The organism is Micromonospora palomenae, from assembly GCF_007829925.1.
GTDB classification, from domain to species: Bacteria; Actinomycetota; Actinomycetes; order Mycobacteriales; family Micromonosporaceae; genus Micromonospora; species Micromonospora purpureochromogenes.
On the sequence record NZ_VIXA01000001.1, the window covers coordinates 1505616 to 1521065 of the forward strand.

The following is a 15450-nucleotide window of genomic DNA, read 5'->3' on the forward strand; positions in this document are numbered from 1 at the left end:
CATGACACCGAGGGCGGGACCACAGGGAACGACACCCGCTGCCACTGCCCGGCAACATCGACCAGGCTCCCCCCGACGGGGGTCGTCCCTATTCGGGGTACGGGCTCCGGCCCAGCTCACAGGGCGTCTCCCGGACGTGCCGGCGGAAGTTTCGACCGGCGCAGTGCGCGCCCGACCCGGTCGCGGAAGACGAGCGTCCGTGGATCCACCGGGTTGAGGGCCGGCCGATGGGCATGGGGCGAGCAGGTCGACATCCGCCCTGTCTCGCTGACGGGTCGCGCTGAGGCCACCGACAGCATGGTCGCCGGACGTCAAGGACGGCTTGACGTGCGTCGATGCAGGTGGGGCAGGCGGCGCCGCTGGGCGGACTCGACGGCCCGTCGAAACGCGCGGGCAGCGGCATGTCCGGATGGCGCTCCGCCCGTTGGCTGGCTCGCGCACCCAGACGGGGCCTGGGCATCCGCGGATGATGGTCAACCGTCAAGGGTGGTCAGTTCTGCATGCTCGAGACCTTGAGCGTGGTGAGGTGCCCTTTGCCGATGGTGTGCACGAGAGAACCGCCCCCGGAGAACAAGCCGTCGATGGGTGCTGGCAGCCGCACTCGGGCGCGGAGCCGACCGACGCGGTCGATGGTGATGAGGTCGCCGTCGGTGCGGGCGAACAACGCACCACCGGGCACGGCCACGGCAGCGCAGGCGGCGCCGGGAGATAGGGACGTCACCTCAGTGCGGCCACCATTGACTAGGTCGACGACCGTGACGCAGGAGGCTCCGGCCAGCAACAGCGTGCCATCACTCAGGATCGGTGGCAGTGGTGGCAGGTCCCGTTCGTGCTGCCACAGCACTTCCACGCCACTGGCGGGGTGGAAGGCCATGACGGTGCGCCTGCCGCTGATGAAGACGATGCGGCCGTCGTCGCCGACCCTGTAGGCGTTGCCGGAGTCAGGGCAATGCACCGGCGCCGGCAGCGGCCACGCACCCAGTTCAGCGCCGGTTCGAGTGTCCAGCAGTCGGAGTGCTGGCTGACTGGTACTGGCGAGGAGCACCGCATCGGCGGCGGAACCCGACTCTGGCTTGAGCCGAAGCGGCAGAGGCCAGACCAACGCAATGCCTGGGGCGAACGTCGGATCGCCCGCGAGACACGTGCCATCCGTGAGGTCAACTCGCATCAGCGGGTGGTAGCCGCGCCAGCCGCCTAGGACGACGACGGTTCCGCTGACGCTGACGTAATGATGGAATCGCAGACCCGGGGTCGACCACATGCGGCGTCCACTGCACAGGTCGAAGCAATGCAGAACACCTGTCTGGCTTAGATAGAGACACCGTTCTTCCGCGACGACCGCGGTGCCCCAGCAGTCCTCGACGCGCTGTTCCCATAGCGGCGCCCCGCTGCTCGGGTCAAGCCGGACCAGGCGCGAGTGTCGCTCCGCCACGATGAGGGAATCGGATGTCGCCGCCACTGCCGTCGGGCTCGACCGCACGTGCAAAGGCCGTGACCACAGCATCTCCATCGACTGATCCACCACCCCAGTGTCACGTACCTCAGTACGTGCGGAGGAACCTGCGATCGTCGAATACGGCTCGCTGGCTGACGCGAACGCCACGCACTCAACTCGGCAAAGTAGGATGCTCACGCCTACGAACGCCAGTTATGGGCGGTGACGAACGATCCAACGGCCGGCGCGCACGCACGGCGGCAGATCAGTGAATCCGGGCGCGGCGTGGGCCGGCCGGCGTTGCGCTTAGAAGCCTCGAAACACGCCGTCCGGGCCTGCCGAACGCGCGAACTCAAAGAAGTCCATGTTCACGATCGACAGGTTGTTCTCAATCGCCTGGACCTGCCGTGGCAGTGTCCTGAACGGACCTGTCTCGTCCCCTTCCTTCAGATTAACGACGAGCAGGGGATGCTCCGGCAGTGAGACGGTGACGGCGTCGACGACGAACACCACCGGGTGCCTGTACTGACGCGGGTAGGCGTGAGGATAGCTGGCCGCGATTTCCGCACCGCTGAGGCCAATCAGCGCTCGGTCCTCGACGAACTCGACACTGGCCACGAAGCCCTCTTCCGTGGGGGTGACGATCTCGTCCTTGAACTGCTCCCACACACCGTCGTCGCGGAAGTCCGCACGCACGACCGGAACGCACCACGTCTCTGGTAGATCGGCCACGGCAAAAGCGTAGCGAGGCGAACGTTCCTCCGGTCGCGCTAGGAGGCGCAATGTTCTCGCCGCGACCGGGGTGCCGGCTAGATCCAGTGCGGTGACGCTGCGTAGCGCAAGCGCACAGTCTGCGGCAGTTGAGCGCATCTGGTCGTGGCCCGCGTAAACGCTTCGCTGGAATTAGTGAGCGCCCCCAGTGTTCACTCTCCTTGATGCCCTATGCGCATGCCATGCAGAAGCGGGCGAACGGCCGCGCGGCGAGCCGTTCATCGCCGATCGGCTGCCCGCATCGTTCGCAGACGCCGTAGGTCGCCGCGTCCACCCGACGCAGCGCGTCGTCAACGTCGGCGATCCGCTCCCGCGCCCCGGCCAGCAGCGCGGTCAACTGGGCGCGTTCGAAGCCGATGGTGGCGCCCTCCGGGTCGTGCTCGTCGTCGGCATTCGAATCCCGCGATGCCAGGAACAGCGCCTCCAGATCCTGGGCCAGCGTCGCCGCCTCAGCCTCCGCCCTCGCTCGCAGCCGCAGCAGTTCATCCCGGACCATATGTGTAGCCTAACGGCCTCCAGCCGGCACAGACAGGCCATGGAGGGGACGCGCACGGGTGGCGGCATGACAGCGCACGGCGCCAGGCGCTACCAACGCGCTGTCAGCGGCACGATAGTAAAACAATCCGCCGTGATGCGGACGTTACAGCCACAGGCTATTTGCAATTCTTCGGGCCTCGGAGATATCCGGCCTTAGTCAGGTTGACCTCGACGCTGGTAATGATCGCCATCTCGCCGCTTCGGAGAAGCTCATCGTATGGATAGTAGACATCATCCTCACCCAAGCATAGCCTTCCATCAATCTCGAACAGGCCGGGCACGCGGGCTACGATAGACAGGTAGGCATCAGGTGTACCTTCGGCTTCTTGGGGCAAGAACCAGTCCATCCCGAAGATCCCCTCCCCCTCGCCCGGCACGTACGTTGACGAGAACGGCTTGTTCTTAAATGCCTCCGTGATCAATGAGGCCTGTATCGGCAGGGTAGCGGGAAACTCGACTACCACGTCTTGTGGAGCGGCCAGTGTCAAAGAGGTGCTCGACAGGGAGTCGTAGCGTATCGATTCGATTGCGCCGGCGAAGTCGCACACAGTGACCGTGTCCAAGTGTTTGGGATGCCAGCGGTGGCACGTTGCTCCCGGCCGCCCTCCATTCTGCGGAAAGCCGTCGACCTCAGTGGTACCGAACGAGTCGAGCGCAAGCTGGACCGGTTGCCCCAAACAAAGTCCGAACAGTCCTGCACAGGTCTGCTTACGGGCCAGGTGGACGCTGTTATCGAAACCGACGTAAAGGTACGGATCGGGGCCGTCGAGTCGAGGGTTACCGGTCTCAGTGTCCTGCGACTTGAGTGGTCCCCCACCAGCATCGTCAGCTCTTCGATCAATAGCGACGGCAAGCAAAGCGAGCAGGAAGGTTAACGCTGCCACGACGGCCATCGACGCTGCCATGACGGCCAAGGACCGTCCTGAGACGCCCACTACGAGCTTTTGAATAGGATTAACGACGATGCCGCCCGTGACGGCGAATGTTTGCTGCGCGATCGCGCCTTCGTCTATAGCAGGCTCTGTTGCTCCCTCCTGCAGACGGGTGGCAGTGATCTGTACCGCAACGCCACCGAGGACCAGCGTCGCCAAGGCCCCGGCCCAGGCCCAAGTGAACGTGTCCGTGACCTTGTTGATAGCGATTCCGATGACTACAGTGAAGACGAAGAGAAGGGCCGACGTCACTATCCTCATGCGTCGGGTCAACCTCGTGCGTCGCGTCAACATGACCTCCCGTCGCCGCTAAGTGTAGCGAGATACACCTACCCGTCAACGTACGGCAAGTCCTAGCCGCAGAGGTAGCTTGAAATTGCGAGCGACAGCTATCCGCTAATAGATATCGCCGACTTCAAGTCCTGCGACTGATCATTGAGACGGTCCGCCCTTTTCGTTGTGGTATGCCTCGCCTCGACTAGCTTGATCAAGTGCACTGCTATCGGCAGAAGCGGATGGGCCATACGGTCAATGCCGACTCGCTGGTAACGGGACGTCACGATGCCGCCCGCCCGTTCCTGCGGCTGCCGGCGAGGGGACCGTTGACTTGCGGCCCGCTGCTGTGGGGCCGTGGCGGCCAGTAGCGGCGGACGGTGCGTTCAGACCGGCCGATCCGCGCAGCGATCTCCGACGGGTGCAGCGTCGGATCGCGACCGTGCCAGTACGCCACCGCTGCGGCGGTGTCCGTCGGCACCGCATCCTCACCCGGCCGGTGCTGCGCGTCGGTGGAGTCCACGAGGGACTGTCCGGGTGTCTGCGCGGCAGGATCGGTTACCCCCGCCGCGACGGGGTGCAGGCCCGGGTGGGCGTCGGCAGGATGGTGACCGCTCACTTGACCACTGCCACGCTGTCCGACGGCTTCGGCGCTGGTGCGGTCATCGTCCGCTGACGCCGCTCGCCTGTCGTCACCCGTGTGCGTGCCGTTGCGATAAGGCTGCTGACGCGAATGTGTGGCCGGTGGCGACTCGGGCAGGCGCCGCGTGTGGGCGGCTACGGCGACGGGCGCAACGGGTTGCGATCCCTGCGTCCGCCCCGGGATAACCGGAGTCGCAAGATGGAGAGCAGTCCCGCTCGCAGCCTCGGACTCGGTCTCGGCTGCAAGCGGAACGTACGGTGTGGCGTTGCCGGGCCGCGACTGGTGGCCGGCCGTGGTCGACCCGGGGGCAGCCGCAGGGCGTGGTGGCGTGGCGCGCAGCCGGCCGGTGATTTCGACGAGGCTGACGCTGGCGACCACGACGAGCCCGTCGACGGACAGCGGTAGCAGGTAGGCGGCGGCGGCTTCGGTTTCGCCGTAGCGGGCGGCGACGCCGGCCATGTGCCAGTAGCTGACCCACGCGGCGATGGCGGCGATCGGTGCGGCGGCGGCCAGTCGCAGTATTCCCAGCGCCCGCTGGTGGGTGGGTACGCGGGAGATCAGCTCGACGGTGAGCATCAGCGCCAGCGGCGGCCACGCCGAGATGACCTGGCTGATCGGGTTGGGTCGGGCGTGCAGCACGTTCGCCGCGATCGACGCGGCGACGCCGAGGGCGAGCACGGCGCGCACCGCCCACCGCAGCCGCCGCAGGTGCCGCCGGTCCACCTCGCTCACCTCAGCGGTGACGGGTGTCGTCGCGCTGCTCATGCCGCAGTCTCGCCGTCGTAGCGGGGCGCGGGCGACGGGCAGGGGCGCGGGGTGCGTTGGATCTGGGCGACGAGCCGGTCCGCCAGGGCGAGGGTGTCGTCGTCGGGTTCGGCGTCGATCTCGGCGAGGGCGTGGGTCAGCCGGCGGCGCAGGGCGCGGATGACGTCCAGGTGCCCCAACTGGGCGTGGGCGCGCATCGCCGAGCGGTAGAGGGCCTCGTGGTGCGGGTGGTTGGCGATGGCCGCGTCGAGCACGGCGATTTGCTGCGCGGGTTCGCCGGCGAGGGCGTCGGCGAGGGCGAGGTGGGCGTCGAGGGCGTCCTGGCGGATCGCTTCGCGGTAGGGCTCGACCCACTCGTAGTCGCAGCCCTCTGCTAGGGGCCCGGTGTAGGCATCGACGGCGCGGCGCAGCGCGGCGGTGCGGGTTTGCGCGTCGTTGGCTTGGCCGGCCTCGCGGATCGCCGCCCGCATCCGCCACAGGTCCACATCGAGCACGTCGCGGTCTAGCAGGTAGCGGTGGCCGGGGTGGTTGACGTAGCTGCCGGGGCCGCCGGTGTGGCGCAGGACGGCGCGGAGCCCGGAGACGTAGGTGTAGAGCCGGCCGGCGGCCTTGCTGGTCGGGGCGTCGGGAAGCAGGTCGTCGAGGATCGCCTCCGTCGAGGCTGCTCCGTCGTGCACGGCCAGGTAGACCAGCAGTTCCAGGGATTTGGCGCGTGGGGTGCGCTGCGGGTCGCCGTCGACGACGCCGGGTGTGCCCAACACCCGCACGCGCACCGGACGCCTGAGCCTGCCGTCGTGCGGGTTGTTTGCTGTCTGCTGCCCGGCCGCGGCTTGACCGCTGGCTGTGGCTGATTCCGCGGGCGCAAGCTGCTGATCGCTCTCGGTGCCGCATGCGACATCGGTGGGTGTGTGCTGCACGTGGTGCGCTGCTGCCGTGCCGTCGGAGGCGTCGTCGGCATGGCTGCCGGCCGGAGCCGTCACGGCCGGTGCGCTGCGGTCGGTGGGAGTGGCGGGCGCGCTGCAGCCGGACGTCTCGGCCGGTGGCTGGGGTGTGGGTGGGGAAGGTGCGGGGGCTGGCGGCTGGCCGGTGTGGGACTCGGCGAGGGTGGTGAGCAGGTCGGTGGTCTCTGCGGGGTTGAGGACGGCGAGACGGCCGACGTCGGCGCGGTGGCTGCCCTGGCTAGCGCCTTCACCGTCGGCGGGGGTGGTGGTGCCGTCGGCGGCGACGGTGACGGTGACGGTGTCGGGCCAGTCGCCGAGCAGCACGCCGCGGATGTCCAGACGTTGGCCTTGGACGAGCAGGGCCGCGGCGCGGGCGCGGTCGTGGCGGTTGGTGGCCTCGGCGATCAGCAGGACCGGCGGGAAGGGCTGTTCGTAGGGGGCGGCGCGGCGCAGGTCGGCGACGGTGTCGACCTCGTGCTGACAGGTCAGGCGGGTGCGGTGCATCGTCTGCGCTTCGCAGAGGTCCAGGGCTTCGTCGAGGTCGGCGGTGACGGTCAGCCGGGGTGTGCGGGGCAGAGTGAGGGCCGCGTCGCCGAGCAGCGTCACCGCGGTCATCTTCGAGATGACCACTTCGGTGCGCGCCTCGGGCTGGTCCACACCGCCCGTCGCGAGGGCCGCGGTGAGCAGTCCGCGGGCGGCGGCGTCCGCGCCGGGCCCGGTCAGGCCGAGCCCGGCCGGAGGCCACAGCGCCGCAAGCGGGTTGTCCAACGCCGGCACCACCGGCAGCGGGGTGCCGCTGTCGGCGTCCGGACGGAGGGGCAGGGGGCCGTTGTCAAGGTTGTCCACATCGTCGTGGTCGGCGCCGCGCCGGTTCGCCGACGTGTGGAGGTCGGGCCGGTTGACGGAGGCCCGGCGTAGGCCGCGGCGGATGTGCGCGATGACGCGGGGCATCGGCGCCAGGTCCGGGGTGTCCAGGCGGTGCGGCGTCGGGACTGTGCGGGGGACGTAGCGCCGTTGCCGGTGTGCCCACACCACAGTGACCGCGGCGGCGATCGCGAGGGCGAGGCCGAGATCGACCCAACTGCCGCTGGGCAGACTGATCCCGCGCCGCGCGGCGTCGCTGCGGCGGTCGGGTGCACCGCCTGCGCGGTCGCCGGCACAGGTGGGTGTGGCGGGCGTGGGACTTTCCGGTGCGCTCGTGGCCGCCGGGCCAGGTGCGCCGGTGGTGGTTCCCGGTCCGGTCGACGGTGCGGTCGTGGGGGCGGGCCCAGGGGTTGCGGTCTCGGGCTGCTGCGGCGGTGGGGCGGTGCGCTGCGGTGCGCGGGGGGCGTCGGTGGGCAGGGTGAGGGTCCAGCCGGGGCGGATGAGGTTCGGGTCGCGCAGCGTGCCGCCGGGGTGGGGGAAGCGGGTGCCGCGGTTGAGGTGGTACAGGTCGGGCCAGCGGTGCTCGTCGCCGAGGTGCCGCGCGGCGATCGAGGAGAGGGTGTCACCGCGCCGCACGGTGTAGGTCGGGCGTCTCGGCCCGGTGTCGTGCGCCGCCGCCGACGGCTGCTGGGAGGCGTCAGCGGCGTTCCCGGCTTCGGTGCTTGCGCCGCGCCCGGCCGGTTGCCCGTCGGTGTCGGCGGTGTTCGTCGCGGCAGCAGCGGCGGGGATGCCCGCCGCGGTGGCGGTGGCCGCGGTGGCGCCGAGCAGCGCGGCGGCCAGGCTCTGCATCGGGCCGGGCAGGTGCAGTACGGCCAGCCAACGGGCGGCGCGGGTGAGGCGGACGGCCACGCGGGTGGTCATCGCGGTGACGAGGTAGACGGCGAGAACACCGCCCGCGGCCTGTGCGAGGAAGACGATGAAGCCTTCGGTCAACGGCTGCGCGATCCAGGCCCGGGTCTGTGCCGCGGACGGCAGCCGCGGTGCCGGCAACAGGCTCGCGTGCAGCAACGCGGCGTAGCCGGCGGACACGAGAGTCACGGCGCTGATGGCGCCCAAAACGCCCGACGTGGATTTCACCTGACGCCTCCTCTCCCCTTGCCATGTGGTCGGCGTGGTTCGTGATCGACGCTAGGAGCGGGCGGGGTGTGGGGGGCAGGGGCCGGCGGCTGACAGACCCTCACACCACCTCACACGGCCTTACACGCGCAGGTCAGCGACGCGCGGCAAGGTCCACTCGCCGAGGCAGCCACGGCCCTGGGTGGCTTACCGCGTGGAAGGTGTCGTCTGACCCAGGAGGATGGGTGCGAGCCCGGCGTCGGCGAGGCGATGGGTGTAGTTGTGCAGGAGCTGCGCTGCGCCGCTTTCGTCACCGATGGCGGTGAGGGCTTCGGCGGCGCGGCGGTGCAGGTGCGCGTTGTAGGGGTCGACGCGCAGCGCCGCTTCCAGCAGCTCCAAGGCGCGGTGTGGTTCGGGTTGGGCGGCGGCCGCGGCGGCGTAGGCGTCGATGACCAGTCGGCGGGTCGTTTCGCGCGGCGGGTCGATCCAGGCCCAGGTGTGGCCGGTGGCGAGGTCGCCGGTGTAGGTGTCGATGACCTTCTGCCAGGCGCCGGGGCGGTCGGTGAGGGCGGTAGCGGCGTGCTGGGCTGCCGCGCGTAGGCGCCACAGGTCGACGTCGACGTGGTCCGGGTCGAGGCGGTAGCGGTCGTCACGGTGGTGTACAGCAGCCGCGCCGATGGTGCGGCGCAGGTCGCTGAGGGTGGTGTAGAGGCGGCCCGTGACGGTGTGGGCCGGTATGCCCGGCCAGATGGCCTCGGTCAGCTGCCGGGCGCCCAGGCCCTCAGGGTGAACAGCGAGAAGGATGAGGCCCTGCCAGGCGGCGCTGCGGCGGACCGCGACGGGTCGCCCGTCGACGAGGACGGCGGGTTTGCCGAGAACCCGCAGGTGAACCGATGGCGTCGGCTCCGCGACTTCGGCCGTCGTTGCGCCGAGGGTGACCGGATCGGCGGGAGGCCGCGGGCGGGGAACGACCGTGGCGTCGGCTGACTGGCGCTGCAGCGGTGGCCGGGTGAGGGTGAGGACCGCGAGCAGGTCGGTGGCGGCAACCTGGTCCAGCACGCACAGCCGCGGCCCGCCCTCCTGCGACCGCCCGACCTCGCTGGTGTGGCCGCGGACGTCGACGTGCCACGTCGCCCCGACCGGCGAGGTACCGAGAACCACTGCGGTGAGGGTGCCGGTATCGAGCACAGCGGCCAACCGGCCGCCCGCCGGCGCGGGCACGGTCTCGCTGATCAGCAGCATCTTGCGTGCGGTGCCGTGGGCGAGCGTCAGCGCGTCGTCGAGGCTGGCCGTCGTCTGCAGGCCGGGAAGCCCTTGTTGCAGTGCGACGGCGGCGGCCGGGCCGAGCAGCATCGTCAGGGCCGTGCGGGTGATCACGGTTGGCGTTCCGTCCGCCGGCTGTCGCACGGCGGCGAGCAGTGTGGTGACCAGTACTCCCCTGCCTGCTTGTAGAGCGCCGGGCCCGGTCAGTGCGACCGCCGTTGGCAGCACGGTCGGCGGCCCCGCTGGCGTAGCCTCGCCCGGTGGTGGCCGTCCAGCCGGGCCGTCGGTGGGGGTGGTGGCGTCCAGGGCCGCCCGGACAGCTGCGAGGGTCTGCGACAGCGGCGCCAGGTCATGGTGTGGCGGTCCTGCCGCGGTCAGGGGTTGGTAGTCGCGGCGGCGACGCAGCCACACCAGCACCGACGCAGCCGCTACCTGCTCAGCCGTCTCGCGGGGCAGCCACCCTCCCGCGATGGTGACCCCCTCCCCCACGCCCACCGTGTCAGCGGGTTCGGGGCTGATAGGTGAGCCGTCAACGGTGGAGGCGGTGACCGGGGCCACCGGTTCCGCAGGCTGGGCAACAGCGGCGTGGCCCGCGCCCAGGGCCGCCGCGCCCGCGACGCTGGTGGCGGTGGCCTGCAGCGGCGTGGGCAGCGGCAGGCGGCGCAGCCACCGCGCGCCCGAGCGCACCCGCCGGGCGGCGGCCGCGATGGCGGTGTAGGCGACGAACAGCCAGATCAACCAAGCCAGCATGGTCAACCCGGCGGTCAGTGTGCGTTGCGTCAGCGGCTGCGCCACCCAGTCCCGTATCTGCTCAGCGGTGGGCATGTCTTGGATGGGCCACCGAGTGGTCCTGAGCAGGACCAGCGGCGGGACGACCAACAGCAGCGACAGCGCAAGAAGCCCTGCCACACGCTGTGACCATCTCACCGCCACCACCACCCGGAAGCAGCCGCTTCGCCAGCCGCTTCGCCTGCGGCGAGATGGGGGTCCATGTCGGTGGAGGCGCTCATGTGTGCGGGTGGGGGTGCGGTCGTAGGATCCGGGTCCACAGTTGGCGGATCCACCACATGGCGACCGCGATTGCGTAGATGACGCCGAGGATTCCGGTGGCGCGGGGGCTGACGAGCGCGGCGGTGATGACGGCCATGGGGGCGCCGAGGATGAGTCGTAGCAGCGGTTGGCGCACTATCGCCATGATGGTGCCGGCGCCGAGGAGCAGTCCGCCGAGGCGGCCGGTGATGTCGATGAACAGGATCATGTTGGGCCAGCGGTCGGCGGTCAGGGAGTACTGGATGCACAGCATCCCGGCGGCCGCCGTCACCACCGAGCTGGTGGGGAAGGCTAGAAGCTGTGACCAGCCGCCGTCAGGTGTGCGCCACTGGCGGGCGGCAACCAGTGCCAGCACCGCCGCGACCGCGATGATCGGGGCGATCGGCAGCAGCGCCCACCGCAGGAAGGGCCCGACGGCCGTCTCGATGTAGAGGCTGCCGACGACCGCGTACATGCCGGCGATCGCGCTGCCCATGCTCGCGGCGGCGAGGATGCCCGTGCCGGTCTGAGCGCCGGGTGGGCTGGGCTCGGTGGAGTTGCGGGCGGCGATGGCTGAGGCGATGACCGTGCCGGCGCCGAGGCAGGCGATCAGGGCGAACACCGCGGCCAGGGCCAGTTCACCCCAGTTCAGCATTGCCGTGGCCGGAATGACACCGAGGATCCCTCCCATCCACTCCGGGGTGAGCAGGAACTGCGCCACCAATGCCAGGGACGCGAAGCCGGGCACCGCGATGGCGACAGCCCTGCGCACCGGCGGCACCACAGCCGTCTCTGGCGCGACAGCACCGCCGCCGACTACGACGGCGCCGACGTCGGCGGCACCACGCACCGCGGCCAGGTCAGGATCAGCCGCCACGACCGGGCTGATGCCGGTCGCCGCGTTGAGGGTCTTCGCCAGCAGGGGCATGTGAGCGACCCCGCCGGCGCAGAAGATGCTCACGACATGGGCCCGGTCGACTTCCGCCGCGGCGATCGCTTCCACCGTCAACTCAGCGACTCGGTCCAGCGCGGGCCGCGCGGCCTGCTCCAGCAGGGCAGCGTTCACCACCGCGGCGGGGCCGCCGGGCAGGGGCACGGTGACCGCCGGATGGTGGGCAAGGGCGTGCTTGCCCGCCTGCACGCTGGCGGTCAGGCCCCACCTGTCTGCCTGCTCGCCGTTCCTACCGGTCGCCGCTGGGACGAGCATGGCCATCAACGCGTCGTCGATGGCGCTGCCGCCGGCGTCCAGGTCGGTGAGGGTTGCCAGGACCTCGAATCCTGCCGGGCCACGCCTCAGAACGCTGACCTCCGCGGTAGCGCCGACATCGCAGACGACGAAGAACGCGCCCACCGGCAGCTGCACCCCTTCGGTCAGCAGCTGGCCGGCCACGGCCACCGGGGCTTCCACCAGGCGAGGCTGCGGCAGGCCAGCGCGGTGCGCGGCGTGCCGCATCCACGTCCGCCGCCGGGGCCCCCACCCCGCAGGCACCACCACGCGCACGTCCTCCACCGCGACGCCTACCGCCTGCTGCGCTTCACCGGCCACGCGGCGCAGGGTCGCCACGACAAGGTCCAATGCGTCGACTTCAGTGCCGGCGACGGTGAGGGTCTGCTCGGCGGAGCGTCGAGGCGCCGGGATGAACCGTCGCGGCTCCGCGGCCGCCGCTTGCCAGGCCCGCTGTCCGGTGAGGATGTTCCCGTCGTCGGACAGGTACACGGCGCTGGGCAGTGCCGGCCCACCGTCGAACTGCAGCGGAAACCATCGACCGTCCGGCCAGGCGACGACCGCGGTCGTGGTGGCACTGCCGCAATCGATCGCTAGCCGCGCCTCCCCCGGTCGCATAGACCCCAGTCAAACATGAGGATCACTGGCACGTCACCCATGAATCACGCACAGCCACCAACGGCGGCAGGGGCTGGAGAAAAAATCCGACGTCCTACCTACCGCCCTCGATCGCTTCACCCACTTGGTTACCTTGACCGCCACGGATTGGATGACACCGTGCAACCACGAATGACGCCCGTATCCCCCGACGACGTCGCAGCCCTCTGGACGACAGCCGCTACCGCGACCGATCCCGTGGACCGAGAAGCCGCCGAAGCCGCCGCCCGGGCGGCCTACCGCGCTGCCGACCTCCCGGCACCTACCCGATTCATCTGGTGCACATCGCTGCACGAGGCCATAGATCAGCTCGGGCGCCACATCGCCCAAGGCCACACGCCGCTGGTGCGCCAGGTGCGCCGCGACGTTCTCCAACAGGCCCTGTCCACGGCGCGGGCACCGCTGTGGCAGAAGGCATCCGACCTCGAACAGAGCAAGGCGTTCGGCGCCTTCCACCACTTCTTCGAGTGGAAGGGTTACTACGGCGAACAACGCTACGACGGCATGGACGAACGCTACGACCTGATGGAACACCCCTACCTCTGCTCACCCGTCCTGCCCGCAGAGCGGGCAGCGCTGCGACCAGTCCTGACCGCCGTGCGCAGCACCTATGAGCAGGTGCTGCGCCCGGCTTGGGACGCGCTGGGCACGGCAGTGCGCAGCTACCCTTTGCGTGCCGTGCGGTACTGGCAGGATCATCACACCGGGGTCGAACAGAAAGACGAGGCACGCGCCGTCGTGCAGTACTGCCTACCGGACGCCAAAGATCGGTTCTTCGATCCCGCCTGGCACTTCTACCCCGACCTCGTCGTCCTCGCCGCCATCGACACCTACCGCACCGCGTTCGGCACCACCCCGAACCCCGGCTGGAAGGGCTGCCGGGAAGTGGCGTTGACGTCCGGACCTTGGTGGCCCTTCGCCGACCTCGCTGTGATGACCGAACGGGTGAGCGTCCAGCACATCGATCCGCATGGGCTGCCGATACCGTGATCAGCGGCACGCAGAGCCCGGCTTCGGTGGTGCTGCGATAGCCGCCGGGTGCTCTGGTTGCGAAGGCGACTGACCCTGTAGGGCCGTACCGGCCGGGGCTGCAGGGCCTACCCCCTTCCGGTGTGCTCTGCCGCGTCCTCGAAAACAAGCAGGTGTGGAGGCTGACCGGGGTATCGGAGCGTCTCGACGGGCAGGCCGGGCCGCAGCACCGGGGCGAGGGCAGCGAAGACCTTAGTCACGATCTCGCCGTGGTAGTCCTCGAACCGCTCGGTGGCCTGTAGCCACAGCGCACCGCCGGGCAGCTCATCGACCCGGCAGAAGGCTCCTGTCGCCGACAGGGCCGCTGGCCCGCCGACCTGGGCGGCAAGTTCCTTCGGCACGATGGTCAGCCACGAATAGCCGCGCAGCAGGCGGCGGCACTCATTCACCGTGCGCTCAGGCTCCCGCTGCTCCGGCGGGTAACTTCGCGGGGGTAGGCAGTCCTCCAGCGCCGTGGCACCGAGTCCGTAGCTGTAGGAAATATGGCCGAATCCAGGGTCCCATTTCTCCGCATAGAAACGAAGGGTGTCTAACCATTCCTGCTGGACGCTCAGGCTGTCAGCGGATCCGTCGAGCGGCCGGTCGTCCTTCAACACAGCAAGTCGAAGCCACCCGGGCGACAGAGGGTGGTGCCGAACGCTGAGACCCAGTTGTCGCTCCGCTCGATGCCCGCGTTCATCGAAGGTGCCGATCTCAAGAGTCGCCATCGCGGGAAGGTCGGCCAACTCCTTCCGCAACCACGTGAATCCCGACACGGAGCAGTTGCGCTCGGTCGACTTCGGCGGCGCGTCGATACCGCCACGCGTCACGCCGAGCACGCCGAACAGTGATCCCGGTTCCCCCAGACCCCTTGATACCCGGCCAGGGAGGGGAGCCAGCGCGTTCCGCTCGTCAGGCAACAGCCGCGCTGACACCCCCTCCAGCCACTCGTACGCGACCTCTCTCAGGTCGCCGGCTGATCCGTCCACGTCAAGCTGCAGGTCTACCGGGAGAGGACGCACGTGTTCGTCATCCTTTGCGAAGCGTGAGTGGTGGTTGACGGATCAGCCGGCTGTCGCACTCCGATTGACCTGTGACGGTTCGACTTCACATGATGGGCGACATGATCAGTTGGCGTCGACGCAGGTCGGGCTTCGGTGTCTCGGCTGCGCAACACGACACGTGTCGACGCTTCGCGGTCGAGCCGGTGCCGCCCGGACAGCGGACGATGGTCGGCCTCGCACTGTCGCGCCCCCGGCACTTGGAGCCGCTCAACGCCCTGCGGCACCCGATCGCCGGTAGCAGCAACGGCTGGTTCGTGTGGCGCGGCCAGGCGATTCCCCGGGAAGACGACAACTTCTTCGCACCCTTGCATGTCGAGCACTTGCACGAATACGCCCCGGAGCTTGGGCCGTATCTCGCTCTTCCACCGGGCTGGGGCGTGGTACTGGCACCCGGCTACGAGGACGTCTGGTACGACGAGACTCTCCTCGACGTCTGACCTTGGCTCGGCAGCACCAGGCCCCGCAGGTAGGCCAGCCCTGGCATTCTCCGGCACTGAACCGCGGCGAGATGCGCGGTCCCGAGCACCGCGCCCAGTCCCGACACGGCGCAACGACCCGACGTAGCGCGAAGTGGGCGGCCACCATCGGTGCAAGCCGCCACACCGCCCTCGAACAGCGGCTCGCCCGACAGCGCCAGTCGAACGCTTGTACGATGCGGTGGTGCGGGAGGTGGCGGGGCGCTGGTGGAATGGCATCTGGGGCCGGCTGGGCCGCCGGGACGTGTGGCTGACCCGCGAGGTTCGGTGGAAGGTCATCGCCCGCGCTGGCGATGCCGAGACGGGTCGGGTACTGCGGTGGGATTTCGACACCGAGCCCGAAGCCCTCGCCATGATCCAGCGCCTGCTCGCCGCGGACGCGGGCGGCAGTTGGCGCAAGCAAGACGGTGACGCCGCTTCGTCCCCACCTCAGTGACGGCAGAAGGGTCCG

The 15450-nt window shown here is 69.7% G+C and carries 12 protein-coding genes; 3 read left to right on the forward strand and 9 right to left on the reverse strand.

What is annotated here, in order from left to right:
* Positions 1-490: 490 nt before the first annotated feature.
* The 8 genes from FHX75_RS06810 to FHX75_RS06845 form a co-directional block, all read right to left on the reverse strand.
* Complete coding sequence (locus tag FHX75_RS06810) at positions 491-1522, reverse strand: outer membrane protein assembly factor BamB family protein (RefSeq protein ID WP_154937176.1); 1032 nt, start codon at positions 1520-1522, stop codon at positions 491-493.
* A gap of 219 nt (positions 1523-1741) precedes the next feature.
* Positions 1742-2167, reverse strand: a complete 426-nt coding sequence (locus FHX75_RS06815) for a DUF6924 domain-containing protein (RefSeq protein WP_154937178.1) — start codon at positions 2165-2167, stop codon at positions 1742-1744.
* Between the two features lie 208 nt (positions 2168-2375).
* Entirely contained in the window at positions 2376-2702 is a 327-nt protein-coding gene (locus tag FHX75_RS06820; RefSeq protein ID WP_154937180.1) for a TraR/DksA family transcriptional regulator, read from the reverse strand.
* Positions 2703-2859: 157 nt separating this feature from the next.
* Positions 2860-3927, reverse strand: a complete 1068-nt coding sequence (locus tag FHX75_RS06825) for a hypothetical protein (protein WP_154937182.1) — start codon at positions 3925-3927, stop codon at positions 2860-2862.
* A 304-nt stretch (positions 3928-4231) separates the two neighbouring features.
* Entirely contained in the window at positions 4232-5356 is a 1125-nt protein-coding gene (locus FHX75_RS31485; RefSeq protein ID WP_425463470.1) for a DUF2637 domain-containing protein, read from the reverse strand.
* Positions 5353-8259 carry a BTAD domain-containing putative transcriptional regulator gene (locus FHX75_RS31490; protein ID WP_154937184.1) on the reverse strand — a complete coding sequence of 969 codons (2907 nt, stop codon included), beginning with the start codon at positions 8257-8259 and terminating at the stop codon, positions 5353-5355. The genes FHX75_RS31485 and FHX75_RS31490 overlap by 4 nt, the downstream gene beginning before the upstream one ends.
* A 225-nt stretch (positions 8260-8484) precedes the next feature.
* Positions 8485-10365 (reverse strand): AfsR/SARP family transcriptional regulator, encoded by a 1881-nt coding sequence (locus FHX75_RS06840; protein WP_154937186.1) that lies wholly within the window; start codon positions 10363-10365, stop codon positions 8485-8487.
* Positions 10366-10546: 181 nt separating this feature from the next.
* Positions 10547-12412: an Hsp70 family protein gene (locus FHX75_RS06845; protein ID WP_154937188.1), complete on the reverse strand. Its 1866-nt coding sequence runs from the start codon at positions 12410-12412 to the stop codon at positions 10547-10549.
* A gap of 171 nt (positions 12413-12583) precedes the next feature.
* Here FHX75_RS06845 and FHX75_RS06850 point away from each other — a divergent pair, with 171 nt between their 5' ends.
* The gene (locus FHX75_RS06850) at positions 12584-13441 is read left to right on the forward strand and encodes a hypothetical protein (protein WP_154937190.1); all 858 of its coding nucleotides are present in this window, start codon (positions 12584-12586) and stop codon (positions 13439-13441) included.
* A 107-nt stretch (positions 13442-13548) separates the two neighbouring features.
* Here FHX75_RS06850 and FHX75_RS06855 read toward each other — a convergent pair whose 3' ends face one another.
* Positions 13549-14298, reverse strand: a complete 750-nt coding sequence (locus FHX75_RS06855; protein ID WP_154937192.1) for a hypothetical protein — start codon at positions 14296-14298, stop codon at positions 13549-13551.
* A 284-nt stretch (positions 14299-14582) separates the two neighbouring features.
* Between FHX75_RS06855 and FHX75_RS06860 the strand changes: the two genes are divergently transcribed.
* Positions 14583-14960, forward strand: coding sequence for an immunity protein Imm33 domain-containing protein (locus FHX75_RS06860; RefSeq protein WP_246157748.1), 378 nt, complete (start codon positions 14583-14585; stop codon positions 14958-14960).
* A gap of 223 nt (positions 14961-15183) precedes the next feature.
* Entirely contained in the window at positions 15184-15435 is a 252-nt protein-coding gene (locus FHX75_RS06865) for a hypothetical protein (protein WP_154937194.1), read from the forward strand.
* The last annotated feature ends 15 nt before the right edge of the window (positions 15436-15450 follow it).